Source organism: Bradyrhizobium rifense (assembly GCF_008123425.1).
Lineage (GTDB): Bacteria > Pseudomonadota > Alphaproteobacteria > Rhizobiales > Xanthobacteraceae > Bradyrhizobium > Bradyrhizobium rifense.
In genome coordinates this window covers 40,716-61,001 of record NZ_VSSS01000027.1, presented here as the reverse complement: position 1 = coordinate 61,001, position 20,286 = coordinate 40,716, and the positions used below count along the sequence as shown (strand labels likewise).

The 20,286-nt window shown below is 63.9% G+C and carries 19 protein-coding genes; 10 read left to right on the top strand and 9 right to left on the bottom strand.

The genetic code is table 11. From position 1 onward, the window contains the following. Positions 1–30: 30 nt before the first annotated feature. On the bottom strand, positions 31–2,190 hold the full coding sequence (gene katG / locus FXB40_RS17725; protein ID WP_148773476.1) for a catalase/peroxidase HPI: 2,160 nt from the start codon (positions 2,188–2,190) through the stop codon (positions 31–33). Between the two features lie 113 nt (positions 2,191–2,303). On the opposite strand from katG, the gene FXB40_RS17720 reads away from it, so the two are divergent. The 5 genes from FXB40_RS17720 (at position 2,304) to FXB40_RS17700 (ending at position 6,155) form a co-directional block, all read left to right on the top strand. Beyond that, positions 2,304–3,230 carry a hydrogen peroxide-inducible genes activator gene (locus FXB40_RS17720; protein WP_148773475.1) on the top strand — a complete coding sequence of 309 codons (927 nt, stop codon included), beginning with the start codon at positions 2,304–2,306 and terminating at the stop codon, positions 3,228–3,230. Positions 3,231–3,236: 6 nt separating this feature from the next. After that, positions 3,237–3,695, top strand: a complete 459-nt coding sequence (locus FXB40_RS17715) for a GNAT family N-acetyltransferase (RefSeq protein ID WP_148773474.1) — start codon at positions 3,237–3,239, stop codon at positions 3,693–3,695. Between the two features lie 91 nt (positions 3,696–3,786). Then, entirely contained in the window at positions 3,787–4,620 is an 834-nt protein-coding gene (locus FXB40_RS17710; RefSeq protein WP_148773473.1) for a hypothetical protein, read from the top strand. Between the two features lie 16 nt (positions 4,621–4,636). Then, the gene (locus FXB40_RS17705) at positions 4,637–5,443 is read left to right on the top strand and encodes a hypothetical protein (RefSeq protein WP_148773472.1); all 807 of its coding nucleotides are present in this window, start codon (positions 4,637–4,639) and stop codon (positions 5,441–5,443) included. A gap of 115 nt (positions 5,444–5,558) precedes the next feature. Next, on the top strand, positions 5,559–6,155 hold the full coding sequence (locus tag FXB40_RS17700; protein WP_148773471.1) for a glutathione S-transferase family protein: 597 nt from the start codon (positions 5,559–5,561) through the stop codon (positions 6,153–6,155). Here FXB40_RS17700 and fabI read toward each other — a convergent pair. From fabI to fabA, 3 genes are all read right to left on the bottom strand, one after another. Then, positions 6,152–6,952, bottom strand: a complete 801-nt coding sequence (gene fabI, locus FXB40_RS17695) for an enoyl-ACP reductase FabI (RefSeq protein WP_148773470.1) — start codon at positions 6,950–6,952, stop codon at positions 6,152–6,154. The two genes, FXB40_RS17700 and fabI, sit on opposite strands and share 4 nt — an antisense overlap. A 139-nt stretch (positions 6,953–7,091) precedes the next feature. Continuing rightward, positions 7,092–8,315 (bottom strand): beta-ketoacyl-ACP synthase I, encoded by a 1,224-nt coding sequence (fabB, locus tag FXB40_RS17690; protein ID WP_148773469.1) that lies wholly within the window; start codon positions 8,313–8,315, stop codon positions 7,092–7,094. A 42-nt stretch (positions 8,316–8,357) separates the two neighbouring features. Beyond that, on the bottom strand, positions 8,358–8,879 hold the full coding sequence (gene fabA / locus FXB40_RS17685; protein WP_148773468.1) for a bifunctional 3-hydroxydecanoyl-ACP dehydratase/trans-2-decenoyl-ACP isomerase: 522 nt from the start codon (positions 8,877–8,879) through the stop codon (positions 8,358–8,360). 352 nt (positions 8,880–9,231) lie between these two features. On the opposite strand from fabA, the gene irrA reads away from it, so the two are divergent. Next, positions 9,232–9,723: an iron response transcriptional regulator IrrA gene (irrA, locus tag FXB40_RS17680; protein WP_027531564.1), complete on the top strand. Its 492-nt coding sequence runs from the start codon at positions 9,232–9,234 to the stop codon at positions 9,721–9,723. Positions 9,724–9,791: 68 nt separating this feature from the next. Here the strand turns inward: irrA and FXB40_RS17675 are convergent, their stop codons facing one another. After that, positions 9,792–10,322 (bottom strand): SH3 domain-containing protein, encoded by a 531-nt coding sequence (locus FXB40_RS17675; RefSeq protein ID WP_148773467.1) that lies wholly within the window; start codon positions 10,320–10,322, stop codon positions 9,792–9,794. Positions 10,323–10,650: 328 nt separating this feature from the next. On the opposite strand from FXB40_RS17675, the gene FXB40_RS17670 reads away from it, so the two are divergent. Beyond that, a complete protein-coding gene (locus FXB40_RS17670) occupies positions 10,651–11,652 on the top strand; it encodes a 2-hydroxyacid dehydrogenase (protein WP_148773466.1) in 1,002 nt (333 codons plus the stop codon). A 3-nt stretch (positions 11,653–11,655) separates the two neighbouring features. On the opposite strand, the gene FXB40_RS17665 is transcribed toward FXB40_RS17670, so the two are convergent. Beyond that, positions 11,656–12,558 (bottom strand): LysR family transcriptional regulator, encoded by a 903-nt coding sequence (locus FXB40_RS17665; RefSeq protein WP_148773465.1) that lies wholly within the window; start codon positions 12,556–12,558, stop codon positions 11,656–11,658. A gap of 116 nt (positions 12,559–12,674) precedes the next feature. Here FXB40_RS17665 and FXB40_RS17660 point away from each other — a divergent pair, with 116 nt between their 5' ends. Continuing rightward, positions 12,675–13,682, top strand: a complete 1,008-nt coding sequence (locus FXB40_RS17660; protein WP_148773464.1) for an aldo/keto reductase — start codon at positions 12,675–12,677, stop codon at positions 13,680–13,682. A gap of 9 nt (positions 13,683–13,691) precedes the next feature. Here FXB40_RS17660 and FXB40_RS17655 read toward each other — a convergent pair whose 3' ends face one another. Further along, positions 13,692–14,495, bottom strand: coding sequence for a HesA/MoeB/ThiF family protein (locus FXB40_RS17655; protein ID WP_148773463.1), 804 nt, complete (start codon positions 14,493–14,495; stop codon positions 13,692–13,694). Positions 14,496–14,744: 249 nt separating this feature from the next. Between FXB40_RS17655 and FXB40_RS17650 the strand changes: the two genes are divergently transcribed. Beyond that, positions 14,745–16,106 (top strand): serine protease, encoded by a 1,362-nt coding sequence (locus FXB40_RS17650; protein WP_187436948.1) that lies wholly within the window; start codon positions 14,745–14,747, stop codon positions 16,104–16,106. 39 nt (positions 16,107–16,145) lie between these two features. Here FXB40_RS17650 and FXB40_RS17645 read toward each other — a convergent pair whose 3' ends face one another. Both FXB40_RS17645 and ggt read right to left on the bottom strand, forming a co-directional pair. Continuing rightward, a complete protein-coding gene (locus FXB40_RS17645; protein WP_246207678.1) occupies positions 16,146–17,324 on the bottom strand; it encodes a sensor histidine kinase in 1,179 nt (392 codons plus the stop codon). Positions 17,325–17,493: 169 nt separating this feature from the next. Next, positions 17,494–19,173: a gamma-glutamyltransferase gene (ggt, locus tag FXB40_RS17640; RefSeq protein WP_148773462.1), complete on the bottom strand. Its 1,680-nt coding sequence runs from the start codon at positions 19,171–19,173 to the stop codon at positions 17,494–17,496. A gap of 243 nt (positions 19,174–19,416) precedes the next feature. On the opposite strand from ggt, the gene FXB40_RS17635 reads away from it, so the two are divergent. After that, positions 19,417–20,157: a ParA family protein gene (locus FXB40_RS17635; RefSeq protein WP_148773461.1), complete on the top strand. Its 741-nt coding sequence runs from the start codon at positions 19,417–19,419 to the stop codon at positions 20,155–20,157. Positions 20,158–20,286 lie beyond the last annotated feature (129 nt).

Here is a 20,286-nt window from a genome sequence, read left to right as displayed (position 1 = left end):
TTTTTGTTTGTCGCTTGCTGTGTGCTGGCATCACGCCGCGAGGTCGAACCGGTCGAGGTTCATCACCTTGGTCCAGGCCTTGGCAAAATCCTGCACGAACTGCTGCTTGGCATCCGACGAGGCATAGACCTCGGCGAAGGCGCGGAGCTGCGAGTGCGAGCCGAAGATCAGATCGGCGCGCGTGCCGGTCCACTTCACCGCATTGGTCTTGCGGTCGCGGGCCTCGTAGGAGCCGTCAGCAGCCGGCGTCCACTGCGTGCTCATGTCGAGCAGGTTGACGAAGAAGTCGTTGGAGAGCGTGCCCACCTTGGTGGTGAAGACGCCGTTCTTCGAACCGTTCGCATTGGCACCGAGCACGCGCAGGCCGCCGACGAGCACCGTGAGTTCGGGGCCCGAGAGCTTCAGAAGCTGCGCGCGATCGATAAGCGCCTCTTCCTGCTGCAGGAATTGATGCCGCTTGCCGACATAGTTGCGGAAGCCATCGGCTCGCGGCTCGAGCGGAGCGAAGGACGCAGTATCGGTCTGCTCCTGCGAAGCATCCATGCGGCCCGGCGTGAACGCGACCTTGACGTCGACGCCGGCATCCTTCGCGGCCTTCTCGACCGCGGCAGAACCGCCGAGCACGATCAGATCGGCGATCGAGACCTTCTTCGCGCCCGCGTTGAAGTCCTTCTGGATCGCTTCGAGCTTGCCGAGCACCTTGGAGAGCTGGGCCGGCTGGTTCACCTCCCAGTCTTTCTGCGGGGCAAGACGGATGCGCGCGCCGTTGGCGCCGCCGCGCTTGTCCGAGCCGCGGAACGTCGAGGCCGAGGCCCAGGCGGTCGAGACCAGCTCCGACACCGAGAGGCCCGATGCCAGGATCTTGGTTTTCAGTGCAGCGATGTCCTGATCGCTGACCAGCTCGTGGTCGACCTTCGGAATCGGATCCTGCCAGATCAGCGTTTCCTTCGGCACCAGCGGGCCGAGGTAGCGCACGATCGGGCCCATGTCGCGGTGGGTGAGCTTGAACCAGGCGCGGGCGAAGGCGTCCGCGAACTGATCGGGGTTTTCCAGGAAGCGGCGTGAGATCTTCTCATAGGCCGGATCCATGCGCAGCGAGAGGTCGGTCGTCAGCATCGTCGGCCGATGCTTCTTCGACTTGTCGAACGCGTCCGGAATGATCGCGTCAGCGCCCTTGGCCGTCCACTGGTTCGCACCGCCCGGGCTCTTCGTCAGCTCCCATTCGAAGTTGAACAGGTTCTCGAAGAAGTTGTTGCTCCACTTCGTCGGCGTCGTCGTCCAGGTCACCTCGATACCGCTGGTGATGGAATCGCCCGCCAGGCCCGACGCGTGCTTGCTCTTCCAGCCGAGGCCTTGATCCTCGAGCGCGCCCGCTTCCGGCTCCGGACCGACCAGCGACGGATCGCCCGCGCCATGGGTCTTGCCGAAAGAGTGGCCGCCGGCAATCAGCGCGACGGTCTCTTCGTCGTTCATCGCCATGCGGAAGAAGGTCTCGCGGATGTCCTTGGCCGCGGCGATCGGATCCGGCTTGCCGTTCGGGCCTTCCGGGTTGACGTAGATCAGGCCCATCTGCACAGCGCCGAGCGGCTCGGCGAGCTGACGTTCGCCGCTGTAGCGCTCATCGCCCAGCCACGTGCCTTCGGGACCCCAATAGAGCTCTTCCGGCTCCCAGACGTCGGCGCGGCCACCGGCGAAACCGAAGGTCTTGAAGCCCATCGATTCCAGCGCGACGTTGCCGGCGAGCACCATCAGATCGGCCCAGGAGATCTTGCGGCCGTATTTCTGCTTGATCGGCCAGAGCAGCCGACGCGCCTTGTCGAGGTTGGCGTTATCGGGCCAGCTGTTGAGGGGAGCGAAACGCTGCTGACCGGCACCGGCGCCACCGCGACCGTCGGTGATGCGATAGGTGCCCGCACTGTGCCAGGCCATGCGGATCATGAGACCGCCATAGTGACCGAAATCGGCGGGCCACCATTCCTGCGAATCCGTCATCAGCGCGGTCAGGTCCTTGATGACCGCGTTCAGGTCGAGCGTCTTGAATTCCTTGGTGTAGTCGAATTCCTTGCCCATTGGATCGGAGAGGCCGGAATTCTTGTGCAGCATCTCGATGCTGAGTTGAGTTGGCCACCAGTCGCGGTTCGCTGGCACGCGTTTTCCGCCCGAAAACGGGCACTTCGAAGTGTCGTCCATGATTACCTCCTCTGGTGGCGTCCGACGGCGCCTTTGACCAGGTAGAACCACTCTAAGCGCCGCGTCCGATCAGGGGAAGTTGACTTTAATGATCGCTGCGATAGGATTTTCTGATGATCAACGTGACGATGCGCCAGCTGCGATATTTCGACGCGCTTGCGCGCCATGGTCATTTCGGCCGCGCCGCGGAGTCCTGTTCCATCTCGCAGCCGGCGCTGTCGATGCAGATCAAGGAACTGGAGGAGGCGCTCGGCGGACTGTTGCTGGAGCGCAGCGCCCGGCAGGTCGCGCTGACCCGGTTTGGCGAGGAACTCGCACAGCGCGTCCGCGACATCCTGCGCTCGGTCGACGAGCTCGGCGATTTCGCGCGCGCCTCGCAGGACCGCTTTGCCGGACGACTGCGCATCGGCATGATCCCGACGATCGCGCCTTATCTCCTACCCAAGATCACCAAAAACCTCACGCGCATGCATCCGGAACTCGACATCCGCGTGCGTGAGACGATGACGCCGCGGCTGATCCAGGAACTGGTCGAGGGCCGGCTCGACACCGCCATCGTCGCGCTGCCGGTGTCCGAGCCCTCGCTCACCGAGGTCGCCCTGTTTGAGGAAAAATTCCTGCTGGTACGGCCCGGCACGGATGCGGGCACGCCGGCGCCGTCGCGCGAGATGATGCGCGAGATGCGGTTGTTGCTGCTCGAAGAGGGCCATTGTTTTCGCGACCAGGCGCTGTCGTTCTGCAACATGCAATCGGCGCCGCCGCGCGAGATGCTGGACGCCAATTCACTCTCGACATTGGTCCAGATGGTCAGCGCCGGCATCGGTGTCACCCTAATTCCGGAGATGGCGGTGTCGGTGGAGACGCGATCGGCCTCGGTCTCACTGTCGCGATTCCGCGACCCCGAGCCCTCGCGCACCATCGGCATGGTCTGGCGCAAGACCAGCCCGCTGGCGCGGCAGCTGCTCCAGATCTCCGAGGTGGTGTGCCTGTCAGCCGGCAAGGCGCGGCCGCGGCAGGCCACGCGTAGCCAACGGGCGTGAGGCTCTATGTCAGATCTGACCATCCGCCTTGCCCATCACGACGAATATGACGAGATCGGCCGCGTCTGGATGGAGAGCTGGGTCTCGACCGGACTTGCCGAGGCGAGTGACTTTCTGCTGGCAAACCTGCGTGCACGGATCCGGCGCGAGATCGAGAACGGCTGGAGCCTGTTCGTCGCCGACGACAACGGCATCATCGCCGCGATGCTGGCGCTGCATCTGCCAAAACTCTATCTCGACATGCTGTTCGTCGGGCCCGCTTATCAGGGGCAATCGCTCGGTCGGAAGCTGCTCGCCTTCACGCGCACGCAGATGCCGGATGAAATGTATCTGCGCTGCATTCGCGAGAACGAAAAGGCCTGGCGCTGGTACGAACGCGAGGGCTTTGTGTTCGAGAAGGAAGAGGTCGAACCGTCGAACGGCTTCATGATGAAGTACTACCGGTGGAAGCGGCCCATCGGGTAGGCACCGATCTCCCGGCGCAGCTTGCGGTTGTCACGATCCCACCCTAGTGTGGCCTATCCGACAACCTCCTGCCGCCGATCTCCTGGAATCCATGTTTCGAATTGCCGTCTCGCTGATCGCGCTGCTGTCCCTTTTGAGCGCGGCAGTCGCGCAAACCCCTCCCGCACCCGCCGCGCCGCCCGCTCAGACTGCACCGGTAAAGCCAGTGGCCAAGAAACCGGCGAAGCCGAAGGCATCGCCGGCCAAACCCGCAGAGCAGACGGCTGCCGGTCCTTGCAGCGTCGGCGTGATCGCGGCGACCCAGGACCCGTTCGTTGTCGAAACGATCGGCCTCACCGTGTTCGGCAACGAATATACGGAAGTGCAGGTGTCCTGGGGCCTTGACGATCTTGTTTTCGCACGTGTGCGTGCGGTGGCGGGTACCACGCAGATCCGGCGAATTGCCTACGCCAAAGGCGCGTTCGACGCCTATTATCACCCGAAGCCCAGCCTGTTTCGCAACGAGCGCGAAGAGCTGTCGAACCTGATCCGCCAGATCGCGGGCAATGCGGGCTGCGAACGCTATGTCGTCGTCACGCGCAGCGAGGGCATGCTGCCCGGGACCAATCAGCCACTCCGGGGACTCGGCATTCTCCATCGTGGTGTCGGTCCCATCAGCTATTCGTTTCTGTACGCCTATGTCGGTGTGACCGTGCTCGACGGCCAGACCTTTGAAATCAAGAAGGGGCCTGCGGTGACGTTGGAAGGCGTCATGAAGCATATGGCTGACGGCTTCGGGCTAGACGAACATTTGCGCAAAGTGGACGACTCCCTGTATCCGGTTACGGCATCCGACGCCGCCAACAACACGGCCCTGCGGGACAACATTCGCGATTTCCTGACGGAGCGGCTCGACAAGATCATGCCGCCCTATTTCGCGCCGTGAAGCGCGAGAGCGTGTGATGATGACCCTGCTCGCTGCCGCATTGGTCTCATATGCCCTGCTGTCGCCGACAGGTGGGCAGGTGCAACCGGCGCCAAAGCCTGAAGTGGTCAGGCCTGCGGTCAGGAAGCCGGCAACCGTCACGCCGGCCAAGCCTGTAGAAAGCGGCCCGTGCCAGATCGGCGTGATTCCGATCGCAGGCGACCTCTTCATGGTCGAGAAATTCGGGGCCTTCACCTTCCTGGACAAATATTCGCATACCTCGGTTGCGGCGTGGGCGCTCGACGACCTCGTCGTCTCGCGCGTTCGCGCCGCAGCGTCCGGCAGTTCAGTGAGGCGGATTCCCTTCACTAGGGAAGAGCTCAAGTCCGGAGGTCGTGCAAAGCAGAATCCATTTTTTTACCGCACCTCGACCGCCGTCGAAAGCTTCGTTCGGTTTCTCGCGCCGAAACTCCGTTGTGAGCGCTACGTCGTCGTGCACCGTCACGGCGGGAGTCAGCGGGAATACGGCATTGGGATCTCGCAATACCCTTTAAACGGGCCAGTATTTCTCTTCGCCATGATGTACATCCGGGTCTATGACGGCACGACCTTCGCCTTGATCAGGGAGGCACCCGCCTTGATGACCGAAGACACGTATATCGAGCGCGTGATGCACAATCCGCTTGGCGGCCCGTCAACCGAGCTGGATCGCACGATGTTTCCCGAGAAGCCGGCGGACGCGATCAGCAATCCGGTGCTGCGCGACGGCGTACGCACGATGCTGACGAAGAGCCTCGACAAGACGCTGCCGGCCCTGCTGCAGCGCCCGTCTCCGTCGCGTTGACCAAGATGTCGCTCGCACAGCGGCTCATCCATCCAGGCGTAGTGCGTTGCGCATCCGACGCAAACACGCAATGAATGCGCCCTCGCCCGTCCCTCGCCGATGAAAGGTCAATGCGATGATCAAGCTCTATTGGTCGCCCCGCTCGCGCTCGTTCTCTGCGCTCTGGCTGATGGAAGAGAGCGGGCTTCCCTATGAGCGCGTGCTGACCGACATTTCGACCGGCGCGCAGAAGGCACCGGACTATTTGAAGGTCAATCCGATGGGCAAGGTGCCGGCGCTCAGCGACGGCGACGCTGCGCTCGGCGAGGCCGCAGCGATCTGTGCTTACATCGCCGACCGCTATCCCGAAACGAAGCTCGCACCGGCCGTGACCGATCCGCGCCGCGCGCGCTATCTGCAATGGCTGTTCTTCTCGCCGAGCTGCATTGAGCCTGCGATCATCCAGATCTTCACCAAGATCGAGGTACCGACCTCGACCGCGGCCTGGGGCAGCGCGACGCAGGTGTTCGACGTCCTGGAGGCGGCGCTCGAAAAGGGGCCGTGGATTCTTGGCGAGCAATTTTCCGCGGCCGACATCACGATCGGCGCAGGCCTGAATTTCGCAGTGCGCCTGTTCAAGATGGTGCCGACACGCACCGTGTTCGATGCCTATATCACGCGCTGCATGGCGCGGCCGGCGTTCCAGCGCGCGGAGAAGATCGCTGCGGGCTAGTCCGGCATCTTCAAATCGTCCGGCCTCGGCATCAGGACGGTGTTGTAGCCGGAATCGACATAGTGAATTTCGCCGGTCACGCCGCCGGAGAGATCCGACAGCAGATACAGCGCCGAGCCGCCGAGCTCGTCGAGCGTAACGCCGCGGCGGAGTGGCGAGTGCTTTTGCATGAAGGCAAACATCGCGCGCGCCTCGCCGATGCCGGAGCCGGCGAGCGTGCGGATGGGGCCGGCGGAGATCGCGTTGACGCGGATGCCGCGCGGCCCGAAATCGGAGGCGAGGTAGCGCACCGAGGCTTCCAGCGCCGCCTTGGCCACGCCCATCACGTTGTAATTCGGCATCGATCGCTCCGAGGCGCCGAAGGTCAGCGTGATCATGCTGCCGCCGTCCGTCATCAGCTCGGCCGCGCGTTTCGCGACCTCCGTGAACGAGAAGCAGGAGATCACCATGGTGCGCGAAAAGTTTTCGCGGCTGGTGTCGGCGTAGCGGCCCTTCAGCTCGTTCTTGTCGGCGAAACCAATTGCGTGGATAACGAAGTCGAGCTTGCCCCACTTCTCGCGCAAGACGTCGAACGTGGCGTCGACGCTGGCAGTGTCCTCGACGTCGCAAGGCAGCACCAGTTCGACCCCGAGAGACTCTGCGAGCGGCTTGACGCGCTTGCCGAGGGCCTCGCCCTGGAAGGTGAAGGCGAGCTCGGCGCCTTGGGCATGCAGCGTCTTCGCCATGCCCCAGGCGATCGAATGATCATTGGCGATGCCCATGATCAGACCGCGCTTGCCCTGCATCAAACCTTCCATCTCGCGATCACCTTCCGCTTTCGTCACGCCTGTGAGAGCTAAGAGCTAAGACGTGGATGGCCGGGACATCATTCGCGAAGACGCGCTTCGCGCTTTTGCCCGGCCATGACGAGAAATTATTGGCGCGCCAACAGTGACGTCACACATCCAGCCGGCTGAACACCAGCGTGGCATTGGTGCCGCCGAAGCCGAAGGAGTTCGACAGCACGGTGCCGATCTTGACGTTGTCGATGCGCTTGCGCACGATCGGCATGTCGGCGAACACGGGATCGAGCTCCTGGATGTGTGCGCTTTCGCAGATGAAACCGTTGTTCATCATCAAGAGCGAATAGATCGCCTCCTGCACGCCGGTCGCGCCCAGCGAGTGGCCGGTCAGCGCCTTGGTCGCCGAAATCGGTGGGCACTTCTCGCCGGCGCCGAACACGCGGCGAAGCGCGTCGATCTCCGGCGGATCGCCTGCCGGCGTCGAGGTGGCGTGCGGGTTGATGTAGTCGACCTTGGTCTTCACCGTCGACATCGCCATGCGCATGCAGCGCTCGGCGCCTTCACCTGACGGCGCGACCATGTCGTAACCATCCGAGGTCGCGCCATAGCCGACGATCTCGCCGTAGATGCGCGCGCCGCGCGCCTTGGCGTGCTCAAGCTCTTCCAGGACGAGGACTCCCGCGCCGCCGGCGATGACAAAACCGTCGCGGTTGACGTCGTAGGGACGCGAGGCAGTGGCGGGCGTGTCATTGTACTTCGAGGACATCGCACCCATGGCGTCGAACAGCACCGACAGCGACCAGTCGAGCTCCTCGCAGCCGCCGGCGAAGACAACATCCTGCTTGCCGATCTGGATCGTCTCATAGGCGTTGCCGACGCAATGGTTCGAGGTCGCACAGGCCGAGGAGATCGAATAGTTCACGCCCTTGATCTTGAACCAGGTCGCGAGCGTCGCAGACGCCGTGGATGACATCGCCTTCGGCACTGCGAACGGACCGACGCGCTTCGGTCCTTTGGTGCGGGTGATGTCGGCGGCCTCCACGATGGTGCGCGCCGAGGGACCGCCGGAACCCATGATGATGCCGGTGCGGATGTTGGAGACTTCGTCAGGCGACAGACCGGAGTCCAGGATCGCCTGCTCCATCGCGACGTGATTCCACGCCGCGCCCTGGCCGAGGAAACGCATCGCGCGGCGGTCGACCACTGTCGAAGGATCGAGCGTCGGCGCACCTTGCACCTGCGAACGGAAGCCGAGCTCGGCATATTTCTCAGCCCGCGAAATGCCCGACTTCGCCTCGTGAAGGCTCGCAAGCACTTCCTGGGTGTTGTTTCCGATCGACGAGACGATACCCATCCCGGTCACCACAACCCGCCTCATGACAGCCTCGCCCTATAATCGTTGTCTTCTTGGTGATGCGCGTTAGCTCAGGCTCGTGCCCTGCTTGAACAGGCCGACCTTCAGATCCTTGGCGCGATAAATAATCTGGTCGTCGACCGAAAGCCATCCGTCGGCAATGCCGAGCACGAGCTTTGAACGCATCATGCGCTTGATATCGACGTTGTACACAACCTTGCGCGCCTCGGGCAGCACCTGGCCACTGAACTTCAATTCGTTCAAGCCGAGCGCGCGGCCACGACCTTCGCCTCCGGTCCAGCCCAGAAAAAAGCCGACCATTTGCCACAGCGCATCGAGACCGAGGCAGCCGGGCATCACGGGATCGTTCTTGAAGTGGCAGCCGAAGAACCAGAGGTCGGGTTTCACGTCGAGCTCGGCGCGCACCACGCCCTTGCCGTACTCGCCGCCATTGTCGCTGATTTCCGTGATGCGGTCGAACATCAGCATCGGCGGCAGCGGCAGCTGGGCATTGCCCGGGCCGAACATCTCACCGCGGCCACATGCCAGCAGATCTTCGTATTCGTAACCGTTGCGCCTGTTCAGCATGCGGAAGCCTCTGTTTGAACCCCGATTGAGCGGCGTTTCTGGCAAAAATGGGCCCGGTTTCGTTCGGAAAGCAACGCCAATTGCCGTCGTCAGGCGCGAATGCCGAGAGCCCGGATGGACTTGCGAACCTGGCCTCAATGCCCGGCCGCGCCACAATCGGCTAAGCGGAACCGCGCGCTCTCTAACACAGGCCTTTTCGGGTGGCAAAGCGGTCCCATGAAGGTAAAGTGACCGGGACCCGGCTCGGTTCCTCCGCTGATTAGAACCACTCTAGTTGCGAGAAACTTGCATCTGCATCTATCTGTCCATATATTGCAAATAGATAGTGTTCACGCGTGCCCGAATTCTGGAAATGAGCGAAAACAACGCCACCCATCACGACGAAGACGCCCATGCGGCGGCCCTTCTGTCCGGCCGCCAGCCGGCCCTGACCGGCTGTCCCTGGCACGACGTCAATGAAATGCTCCAGTCTGCCGGCCTACGGCCGACGCGCCAGCGCATGGCTCTGGGCTGGCTGCTGTTCGGCAAGGGTGCACGCCACCTCACGGCTGAAATGCTCTATGAGGAAGCGACGCTGGCCAAGGTCCCGGTCTCGCTCGCGACCGTCTACAACACGCTGAACCAGCTGACCGATGCCGGCCTGCTGCGTCAGGTCAGCGTCGACGGCACCAAGACCTATTTCGACACCAACGTCACCACGCACCATCACTATTACCTCGAGAACAGCCACGAGCTGGTCGATATCGAGGATCCGCATCTGGCGCTGTCCAAGATGCCGGAGGTGCCGGAAGGCTACGAGATCGCGCGCATCGACATGGTCGTGCGCCTGCGCAAGAAGCGCTGAGATCGTCCTACATCACTGACTTGATCGTCATGGCCGGGCTTTGTCCCGGCCATTGTCGTTTCGGGCCGTCAGTTGACCTGCTCGTCCGAATACACGCCCCAGAGGCGCTCCTGCTGGATCCAGCCGTCAAAGCCGTTGCCGGCGACGTGGCACCAGTTTGTGGTGCACTTCTTCACCTGTGTGACGACGCCGGCCTGGAGTTTCGCCGCCACCGCGCTGTCGGGATCGGCGCGGTCATAGATCGGCGCCAGCTCGTCCTTGTTCTTCATGGTGACAACCGCAGTGCGGCGGCCCGACAGCAGCGAATGATAGACCCATCCCTCGGCGCCTTCGGAATCGCGCACCCGGCGCCAGTTCTCGAACTCGGCGGTGATTTCGACCGGCAGGCCGGAACGGGTGTAGACCCACGCCACGTCATTGTCCTTGGTCGGGCCGGCGCGGACGTTCACGTGATCCGATTTGAGGCTGACATAGCGCGGCACCGGAAGGCCGCTGGCCGTCTGGGGGGTGCTGTCCTTGGCCGAGTGCCCGGGGCTGACCGAGGCGCTCAACCAGGTACAAACGAGCGCCATCACCGAACAAAAACGCCCCAACGCCATCAACCCGTCTCCTGTCGAAGACCTCGGCCTGAGCCAGGTCCTCACCCCAAATTCCAAAACCTGCCGTGTAGACCCTCTCCCGCCCCACGCGGGTGTTCCGCCAAGCCTTGACCCGTGGTTCTTGTCTTGGCCCGGCCTTCTGCTAGAGAGGACGGACATCTGAACAACCAGTTTGCCCCGATTTTCCGGCCGGAAAGTGGGGAGGAAAGCTTGAAGGAAACGCCGGGGACGACACGGCCAAGGCAGTGTCGAACAACCGGGTTAATGAGGCCTCAACGGCCGGCCTTTGGCGACAGAGGCGGGCTGCAACGCCTCATGAGGGCAGGACATGTCGGTGAAGAAAAAGCCCCTCGTCGTGGTGACGCGCAAGCTTCCGGACTCGATCGAGACCCGGATGCGCGAGCTGTTCGACGCACGCATCAATCTCGACGACACACCGATGTCGGCCGAGCAGCTCGCCGAAGCGGCGCGCACCGCCGACATCCTGGTTCCGACGGTGACCGACCACATCAGCGCCGACATCGTCAATCAGCCTGACTGCAAGCTCCGCCTGATCGCCAATTTCGGCAACGGCGTCGACAATATCGACGTCGAGGCCGCGCACGCCCGCGGCATCACCGTCACCAACACGCCAAAGGTTCTGACCGAAGACACCGCCGACATGACCATGGCGCTGATCCTCGCGGTGCCGCGCCGGATGATCGAAGGCGCCTCGGTGCTGACGGAGGGAAAACCCTGGGCCGGCTGGTCGCCGACCTGGATGCTCGGCCACCGCATCGGGGGAAAGCGCCTCGGCATCATCGGCATGGGCCGCATTGGCCAGGCGGTCGCGCGCCGCGCCCGCGCCTTCGGCTTGCAGATCCACTATCACAACCGCCGTCCCGTCGCGCCGAAGATCGCCGAAGAGCTTGGTGCGACCTATTGGGAAAGCCTCGACCAGATGCTGGCGCGGATGGACATCATCTCGGTGAACTGTCCGCACACACCGGCGACTTATCACCTGCTCTCGGCGCGCCGGCTGAAGCTGATCCGCAAGGACGCCTACATCGTCAACACCGCGCGCGGCGGAGTGACCGATGAGGACACGCTGATCAAGCTGATCGAAGGCGGCGAGATCGGCGGCGCCGGCCTCGACGTCTACGAGCACGAACCCGCGGTCAATCCCAAACTGGTGCGGCTCGCCAGGGCCGGCAAGGTGACGCTGCTGCCGCATATGGGCTCGGCCACGATCGAAGGCCGCGTCGAGATGGGCGAGAAGGTGATCATCAACATCCGCACCTTCCTCGACGCGCACAAGCCGCCGGATCGCGTGCTGCCGAGCATGCTCTGAGTTCTATTTGCTGCGCTTGCGCCAGTCGGCGGCGAAATCGATGAAGGCGCGCAAAGCGGGCGGCGTCTGGCGCCGGCTCGGGTAGTACAGGAACGGGCCGGGAAACGGCTCGCACCAGTCTTCCATCAAGCTGACCAGCGCGCCGGATTTCACGGCGTCGCCGACATAGCCATCGAGCGTCGCCCAGATGCCGACGCCATCGAGCGCGGCGCGCATCGCCAGGCCCATATTGGTCGAGATCAGTTTTGCGGGCGGATCGACCTTCACGACCTGGCCAGCCCTCTCGAAATCCCAATCAAACATGACGCCGCTCGAGTAGCGGGCGCGGATGCAATCGTGCTCGAGCAGGTCCTTCGGATGCTTGGGCCTGCCGCGGCGCGCGACGTAAGCAGGCGATGCAACGACGGCATAGCTCTGCGGACCGCTCAGCGGGATCGCCACCATGTCTTGCGCGAGATGTTCGCCATAGCGCACGCCGGCATCGTAGCCTCCGCTGACGATGTCGACGAAACCGCTTTCGGAGACGATGTCGAGATCGACCTGCGGATGCGCTTCGAGAAACGGTCCGACCATCGGCGCCAGCACGAGGTCGACCGCCGGCGGCGGCGCGTTGATGCGCAGGCGCCCTGAGGCCACCTCACGCAGGCCCCGGACCTGGTCCAGGGCATCGCCGACATCGCGCAGGGCCGGCGCCACGCGCGACAGCAGCAGCTCGCCCGCCTCGGTCAGCGCGACGCTGCGGGTGGTGCGGTTCATCAGGCGGACGCCGAGGCACTCCTCCAGGTCCCGCAAGCGCTGGCTAAGGCTCGACACCGACACGCGAATTTCGAGCGCCGCGCGCCGGAAATTGCGGGTGCGGGCGACGGCCACGAAGGCATCGAGATCGCGCAGGTCGGGATCGGCCATTGTTCGATATCATGAACAGACCATTCTCGATTGTCCAGCTTATCGGCGCAATGGAGCGGACGCATATCTGGCCTCGTCACGCGGCGCAATCAGCCGCCTTTTCGAGGAGAGCCAATATGGAACAGCACAAACTCGGTTCAACCGGCCCTGATGTCTCAAGCCTCGGCCTCGGCTGCATGGCCATGTCGGACGCCTATGGCCCGGCCGATCGCGGCGAGAGCATCGCCACCATTCATGCGGCGCTCGATGCCGGCATCACGCTGCTCGACACCGGCGATTTCTACACCATGGGCCACAATGAAATGCTGATCCGCGAGGCGCTGAAGGATGTCCCGCGCGACAAGGTGCAGCTCAGCGTGAAGTTCGGCGCGCTGCGCGGTCCCGCCGGCGAGTTCGTCGGATTCGATTCGCGGCCGGCCGCAACGCGGAACTTCCTCGCCTATTCGCTGCAACGACTTGGTACCGACTACGTCGACGTCTACCGTCCGGCGCGGCTTGATCCCAGCATTCCCATCGAGGAGACGATCGGCGGTATCGCCGAGATGGTGAAGGCCGGCTACATCAGACATATCGGCCTGTCCGAGGTCGGCTCCGATACCATCCGCCGCGCGCATGCCGTGCATCCGATCGTCGATCTCCAGATCGAATATTCGCTGATCGCGCGTGGCATCGAGCGCGACATTTTGAAGACCTGCCGCGAGCTCGGCATCGGCATCACTGCCTATGGCGTGCTGGGGCGCGGCCTGATCAGCGGCCATTGGTCGAAGGACTCGGGCAAGGTCGGCAAGGACTTCCGGCTGATGAGCCCGCGCTTCCAGGGCGCGAATCTCGACGCCAATCTCGCGCTGGTGGAACAGCTGCGCGCGATTGCCGGGGATATCGGCGCTACGCCGGCGCAAGTCGCGATCGCCTGGGTGGCGGCACAGGGCAAGGAGATCGTACCGCTGGTTGGCGCCAAGACCCGCACCCGTCTCACCGAAGCGCTCGGCGCGACCAAGGTGACGTTGACGCCGGCTCATCTTGCGGCGCTGGCAAAAGCGTTCCCGCCGAATGTCGCCTCCGGCACGCGCTACGCAGCTGAGCAGATGGCGCATCTCGACAGCGAGAAGCCGGCCACGGCGTAACGGCTTCAATCAGGTGCGATGGGCGCTGAGGTCAGTCATGACCGGCCCATCGCCATTGAGCGGATTGGCCGGATCGCGCGCGTAGCGCAGCGTCTCGAAACGCATCGCGCGCGCATCGATCATCAGGAGGCGGCCGACCAGGCCGTCGCCAAAGCCGACGATCTCGCGGATCGCCTCCAGCGCCATCATCGAGCCCATGACGCCGGCCAGCGCACCCATGACGCCGGCCTCGGCGCAGGCCGGCACGGTGCCGGGCGGCGGCGCCTCCGGAAACAGACAGCGATAGGTCGGGTTGAATTCGCCTTGCTCGTTTGTCTCATGCGCGCGGATGGTGGTGAGCGAGCCGTCGAACGTGCCGAGCGCCGCGGTGATCAGCGGCCGCTTCGCGAAAAAGCAGGCATCCGAGACCAGATAGCGCGTCGAGAAATTGTCGGAACCATCGAGCACGAGGTCGTAGTCGCCGATCAGCGAGGGCGCATTGTCGGCATTGAGCCAGGTGGCGTGGCCGACAAAGCGGACATGCGGATTGAGCGCCGCGATCCGCTCGGCCGCACTCTCGACCTTGTGCCGGCCGATGTCAGGCGTGGTGTGGATCACCTGACGCTGGAGATTTGACAGCGACACGACGTCGTCATCGACCACGCCGAGTGTTCCAATGCCGGCCGCAGCCAGATACATCAGCGCCGGCGCGCCGAGCCCGCCGGCGCCGATCACCAGCGCAGAGGCGCGCTTCAGCGCAGCCTGGCCCGGGCCGCCAACATCGCGCAGCACGATATGGCGGGCATAGCGTTCGAGTTCGTCCGGGCTCAGCATCGTCGACCGTCTCTCCTCCCACGCCCTCGCTCTCGATCCTCATGGTGAGGAGCGCGGAACGCGCGTCTCGAACCATGAAGGCCCCGATCTCGCCCGTGGCCGTCCTTCGAGACGCGGCCTTTAGGCCGCTCCTCAGGATGAGGACCTGGGTGCGTGGCTCGGCAGCTAGCCTGAACCACCCCGAGATTGTTCGCGACCAACGAGATGTGCTTCAATGGCAGCGCGTTCAATGGGCTGGCTGGATTTGTCATGAGATCGATGCTTGCGGCAACACTGATGTTGGCGTCTGCCACAGGCGCCAGCGCCCAGATGACGACGCCACAGCTCCCCGGCACCAAGCCGAAAGTGGTCCAGACCGTTCCGATCAAGCCGCCCGCCCTGCAGACGCCGTCGGAAACCGCAGATGGGATGGCGCAGGCCGAGCGGCTGTCGCTGCAGTCCGACCTCGCGTGGGTGGGCGAATATAACGGCGCGATTACCGGCGACGTCAGTTCCCGCATGGTCGACGCCATCAAGGAGTACCAGAAGGCCAAGGGTGGCAAGCCGACTGGCGTGCTCAATCCGCAGGAGCGCGCCGCGCTCGCCGAGACCGCACGGCGCAAGCAGGACAGTGTCGGCTGGAAAATCGTGACGGAGATGACCAGCGGCGCGCGGCTCGGCATCCCCTCAAAACTGGTGCCGCAGCAGGCCACCGACGCCAACGGCTCGAAATGGACCTCGCCGACCGGAACGGTGCAGGTGCTGCTGAGCCGCCGCAAGGAGGCGAACCCGACCACAGCAAAACTCGCGGAGGCCGAGAAGAAGGAGCCGGCCGGACGCAAGGTCGACTACACCGTGGTGAAGCCCGACTTCTTCGTGCTGTCGGGATTGCAGGGCCTGAAGAAATTTTACGTGCGCGGCACCTTCAAGGGCGACGAAGTCCGCATCATGACGATCTTGTACGACCAGGCGACCGAGAACACCGTCGAGCCGGTCGTGATCGCGATGTCGAGTGCGTTCAATGCATTCCCGTCAGGGCCGCAGGCCGGACCGCCGCCGCGCAAGAGCGTCGAATATGGCACTGGCATCGTCGTCAGCGACGATGGTGCGATTCTGGCCGATCGTCTCGTCACGGATTCCTGCCTCGCCATCACCATCGGCGGCTATGGCAATGCCGATCGTCTTGCCGAGGACAAGGAGCACGATCTCGCGCTGCTGCACATCTATGGCGCACGTGGCCTGAAGCCACTCAGCCTAACTAGCGGTGCCGCGAAGACGAGCGTCGATGTCATCGGCATCGGAGATCCGCAGAGCCAGGGCGGCGCGGCGGGCGTGTCGAGCATCAAGGCGGTGTTGGCATCTGTCGGTGGCGGTGATGCCGCACTGTCGCCGCCGCCAGCAGTTGGGTTTTCCGGCGGGCCGACGATCGACAGCGACGGCAAGTTCGCCGGCGTTACGCTGTTGAAGCCGGCAATGATTGCGGGACCTGCGACGGCGGCGCCGGCATCACAAGCCGTGATGGTTTCCGCAGATGCGGTGCGCGATTTCCTGAAGGCGAACTCCGTCGCCGCGAACGGCACGTCGACCGATGCGAAGGCCGCCGTCGTGCGCGTGATCTGCGTGCGAAAGTAGGGCGCAGGCAAGCGAGCGCAAATAATCACTCGCTCTGCCTCACGCGCCTTTTGCAGAAGGTGCCAGATTTTCGAGGGGCGCCGTCAGGCGGCAAATAAGACCAGTCGAATCATAAGTAACATCGACGACACCTCTGAAATCGTCTTCCAGCACCCGGGAAATGAGGCGTGAACCAAAGCCGACGCGGGCGGGCTTCGACGCCGATGGACCGCCAAATTCCTGCCAGACGAAAACGAATTTTGGATCTTCGTCCTGATCTCCCGCCGTCCATGTAATCGACACGCCGCCGCTCGCCACGGTTAGAGCACCGTATTTCAAGGCGTTGGTCGCAAGCTCGTGGATTGCGAGCGACAGACCGAGCGCCTGTCGAGATTTGACAACAAGTGGCGGACCCGAAACCGTGAAGCGGCCTTCGCCGGTGCGATAAGGCATGAGGGCGGTGCGGATCACGTCCTGAAGCGGCGCGGCAGCCCAATTCGCTGCGGTCAACAGGTCATGCGCGCGCCCGAACGCGCCAAGTCGCGCCTGGTACTTTTCGAGATCGGCTTTGCTCGTCGGGTCGCGAAAAGTCTGGGCGGCTACCGCGCTCAGGACTGCAAGCGTGTTCTTTACGCGGTGCTTCAGCTCTTCATTGATGAGGCCCAACGCTTCTCTTGCCGTATGCTCGGACGTGACATCCTTGCAGACCACAAGCACGCCGCCCACCTTGCCTTCGAAATCGATCGGGCCAAAGCTATACGTCCACCAAACGTCCTCGCGACGACCATGACGCGTCACCGGGACCAGCTGGTCCTCATTCCATGTCGCGCCCTTGCCGGACATGACGTGCTCGATCTGAGGCCCAATGATGTCCCAGATTTCAGCCCAACACTCCCGACCCTGTGCTCCGAGAGCACTCGGATGCCTTTCGGGCCCCATCGTCTCCCGGTATGCATCGTTATAGAACTGGATGAGGTCTGGTCCCCACCAAATGAACATCGGGTGACGCGACGTCAGAACGAGCCGCACCGTAACCCGAAGACTTTGGGGCCAGGTTTCCGGGGAGCCCACCGACGTGTTCGACCAGTCGAACGCGCGCGTCAGAGCGCCCATCTCGCCGCCCCCGGCCAAAAAGTCGCCGATTGCTTCCCCGGCCATACGCGCAACCTTACTCAGACGCTGATCGACACGACTGTCGCCAGAATTGCGCAGCATACAGCGCCCGACCTGGGTCGTCATCCGCGCCGGTCGGGCCAACCATCCGACGTCCGCCTCGCAGTTGCGAACTCAATTGTCCGAAGACGGCCGCGGAGGTTCGAAAACTGCCACACAATGAGATTTGCGTCTGGGATCAGAGGCGACGTCTGCCGCATCCCAAAGCGGACGCACCGTTTTCATGAAGACACGGCTAACTCAACCTGAACCTGATCCCGGCCTTCGCAAGCCCACCCGAAATCCCGACCGGCGTGCCATCCGCGCGCCAGCAGGCGGCACCGGTCATGGTGCCGTCGTCGTGGAAGGCGATGCCGTTCATGCCGCCGGCGACCGTCGCGACGGGCTGGACCTTGTGGCCGAGCGCTGTGAGCCTCAAACGCACGCTCTCCGGTACCTTCTGCTCGACCTCGAGCGCATTGCCTTCGGTCCAGACCCGCGGCGCTTCGACCGCTTCCTGCAGGCTCATGCCGTGGTCGATCAGATTGACCAGCGCCTGCATCGCACTTGGGAAGATGCGCTTTCCACCGGGCAGGCCGAGCGCGTAGCGCAGCTTGCCGTCACGCAGCGCCATCATCGGCGACATCGAGGTCGTCACGCGCTTGCCGGGCGCGAGCGACAGCGCATGGCCCGGCCGCGGATCGAACAGGTTCATGTAATTGTTGGCGATGGCCCCTAAACCCGGGATCATGATTTTTGCGCCGAACAGATTGTTGATGGTCTGCGTGGTCGCGACCACGTTGCCGAAGGCATCCGCCGCCGTCATGTGGGTCGTATGCGCGCTTTCGAGCTGCGTCACGCCGGCGCCAAAAGCCTGCGCCCGCGCCGGATCGATGGCGCGGCGGCGCTCCTCGGCGTAAGCCTTCGACGTCAGCTTCTCCACGGGCACGCCGACGTAGTCGGGGTCACCGCTGGCGGCGGCGCGGTCGGCGAAAGCGATCTTCAAGACTTCGGAGAGGTAGTGAATGGTCTCGGGCGTACCGAAGCCGAGTCCGCCGATATCGTAGCCCTCCAGAATGTTCAGCATCTGCGCGATATGCACGCCGGAGGCCGCGGGCGGCGGCGGCCCAAAAATGGTCCAGCCACGATAGTCCGCGCGGATCGGCTGCCGCTCGACAGTCTTGTAATTGGAGAGATCCCCGCGGCGGATGAAGCCGCCAGCCTTTTCCATGTAGTCGACGAGGATGTCGCCGAGCGGTCCTTCGTAGAGTGCTCGCTCGCCGTGATCGGCGATGTATCGGAGCGTCTCGGCATACTCGGCCTGCACCACGCGCTCGCCGACCTTGAGCGGCTCCCCGTTGGGCAGGAAGATCGCCGCTATCGGCTTGTCCTTGCGCATCGCAGCGGCGCTCTCGCTGATGCATTCGTGCAAGTAGGGCGTCGCCGCATAGCCGCGCGCGGCATGCTTGATCGCGGGCTGCATGACGTCGGCGAGCGACATGGTGCCGAACCGGCGCAGCGTCTCGCACCAGGCCTTGAGCGATCCCGGCGTGGCGACGGCTTTCGGGCCGTTGAGGTTCTCATTGCCGACCGTGTCGAACACGTCATGGGCGGAGCCCGGCCTAGAGGTGTAGGTGGTGTCCCGGACCGCCGCGGGCACCGTGCTCTGGCCATCGATGAAGCGGTGGCTGCCGTCGGCGAGGCGGATATGGGCCATGCCGCCGCCGATGATGCCGACCATCATCGGCTCGACCACGGTCAGGGTGAACAGGGTGGCAATGGCGGCATCGATGGCGTTGCCCCCGGCCGCCAGCATCTCGGCCCCGGCGCTGGAGGCGAGCGGATGGTTGCTCACCACCATGCCGCGGCTCGAGACCGCCGGCATCTTCTGGCAGTCAAAGGTGGTTGCCGTCCGGTCGCGCCAGTTTCCGCTCATGCCGCCTATCCCTCTTATTCACGGCGGCGAGCACATCATGTGCGCGATAACGGGTCCAGTGGTGGTACGGATTGGCTGGCATTCCCGATTCTGCCATCATTGTTACCGTTGATTCGGACATCCGCGGTCCCCTTTGGATCGGGCAGGGCACGTCCTGAGCGAGAAGAGCTCAGCATCGAGAAGCGATGCACGTTCGCGTGGCGTTACCCCTAGACCCAGGCACTCCAAAGGAATCATCTTCCAATGCACACGATCGTACTGGCCACCCAAAAGGGCGGCAGTGGCAAGAGCACGCTCGCCATCGGCCTCGCGCTGGCGGCCAAGCAGGCCGGCTTCACCGTCCGCCTGATCGAGACCGACCCGCAGGGCACCCTGTCCAACTGGGCGCGCCGCCGCAATAACGACGATGTCGTCGTCGAGCCGATCTATCACGCCGCCGATTTCGAGCCGCGGCTGAAGATGCTGGCCACGAGCGGCCTCCAGCTCGCGATCGTCGACACCGCGGCCGGCCTCAGCGCCGCCACCACCGCCGCGATCCGCCATTCCGACCTCTGCCTGATCCCGGCGCGCCCGAGCGTCGCAGACATCGAGGCGACCGTCTCCACCCTCAGCGTCGCGCGCGCCTGGAAGCGGTCCTACAGCTTCGTGCTGAACCAGACGCCGATCCGCGGCCAGCGCATCGACAACGCCGCCAACGTGCTCGCCGAGGAAGCAGCGCTCGATCTCGCCGACGTGCTCGCACGCCCGCTGATCGTGATGCGCAATGATCACCAGGACTCGCTCGCCTCAGGCCTCGCCGTCAGTGAATTCGCGCCGAACGGCAAGTCGACCGAGGAAGTCCGCGGCCTCTGGCAGTGGGTCGAGACCCGGCTGAACATCTCGGCGACCAACGTGCTGATCGACCAGGTCATCTCGGCCGCCGCCGGCATGTTGCACGTCGCCGCCGAACGCGCGTCGGACGAGACCACGATCCTGGCGTCCTGAGCGGGGCAATCGCTCAGGTGCCAAATGGGCTCTTCGCCATCCGGTGAAAGAGCCCAAGCGACGAAGCAATCCGGCCACCAGCCCGGCCGGATTGCTTCGCTCCGCGTTTTTTGGCGATGGCGCACGCGC

Coding starts and splice junctions, on each gene's coding strand:
- FXB40_RS17720 (WP_148773475.1), top strand. CDS start 2,304: ATGATCAACGTGACGATGCGCCAGCTGCGATATTTCGACGCGCTTGCG.
- fabB (WP_148773469.1), bottom strand. CDS start 8,315: ATGAGGCGGGTTGTGGTGACCGGGATGGGTATCGTCTCGTCGATCGGA.
- FXB40_RS17710 (WP_148773473.1), top strand. CDS start 3,787: ATGTTTCGAATTGCCGTCTCGCTGATCGCGCTGCTGTCCCTTTTGAGC.
- FXB40_RS17705 (WP_148773472.1), top strand. CDS start 4,637: ATGATGACCCTGCTCGCTGCCGCATTGGTCTCATATGCCCTGCTGTCG.
- FXB40_RS17645 (WP_246207678.1), bottom strand. CDS start 17,324: ATGACGACCCAGGTCGGGCGCTGTATGCTGCGCAATTCTGGCGACAGT.
- irrA (WP_027531564.1), top strand. CDS start 9,232: ATGAGCGAAAACAACGCCACCCATCACGACGAAGACGCCCATGCGGCG.
- FXB40_RS17670 (WP_148773466.1), top strand. CDS start 10,651: ATGTCGGTGAAGAAAAAGCCCCTCGTCGTGGTGACGCGCAAGCTTCCG.
- fabA (WP_148773468.1), bottom strand. CDS start 8,879: ATGCTGAACAGGCGCAACGGTTACGAATACGAAGATCTGCTGGCATGT.
- FXB40_RS17665 (WP_148773465.1), bottom strand. CDS start 12,558: ATGGCCGATCCCGACCTGCGCGATCTCGATGCCTTCGTGGCCGTCGCC.
- ggt (WP_148773462.1), bottom strand. CDS start 19,173: ATGAGCGGAAACTGGCGCGACCGGACGGCAACCACCTTTGACTGCCAG.
- fabI (WP_148773470.1), bottom strand. CDS start 6,952: ATGGAAGGTTTGATGCAGGGCAAGCGCGGTCTGATCATGGGCATCGCC.
- FXB40_RS17715 (WP_148773474.1), top strand. CDS start 3,237: ATGTCAGATCTGACCATCCGCCTTGCCCATCACGACGAATATGACGAG.
- FXB40_RS17650 (WP_187436948.1), top strand. CDS start 14,745: ATGAGATCGATGCTTGCGGCAACACTGATGTTGGCGTCTGCCACAGGC.
- FXB40_RS17635 (WP_148773461.1), top strand. CDS start 19,417: ATGCACACGATCGTACTGGCCACCCAAAAGGGCGGCAGTGGCAAGAGC.
- FXB40_RS17660 (WP_148773464.1), top strand. CDS start 12,675: ATGGAACAGCACAAACTCGGTTCAACCGGCCCTGATGTCTCAAGCCTC.
- katG (WP_148773476.1), bottom strand. CDS start 2,190: ATGGACGACACTTCGAAGTGCCCGTTTTCGGGCGGAAAACGCGTGCCA.
- FXB40_RS17655 (WP_148773463.1), bottom strand. CDS start 14,495: ATGCTGAGCCCGGACGAACTCGAACGCTATGCCCGCCATATCGTGCTG.
- FXB40_RS17675 (WP_148773467.1), bottom strand. CDS start 10,322: ATGGCGTTGGGGCGTTTTTGTTCGGTGATGGCGCTCGTTTGTACCTGG.
- FXB40_RS17700 (WP_148773471.1), top strand. CDS start 5,559: ATGATCAAGCTCTATTGGTCGCCCCGCTCGCGCTCGTTCTCTGCGCTC.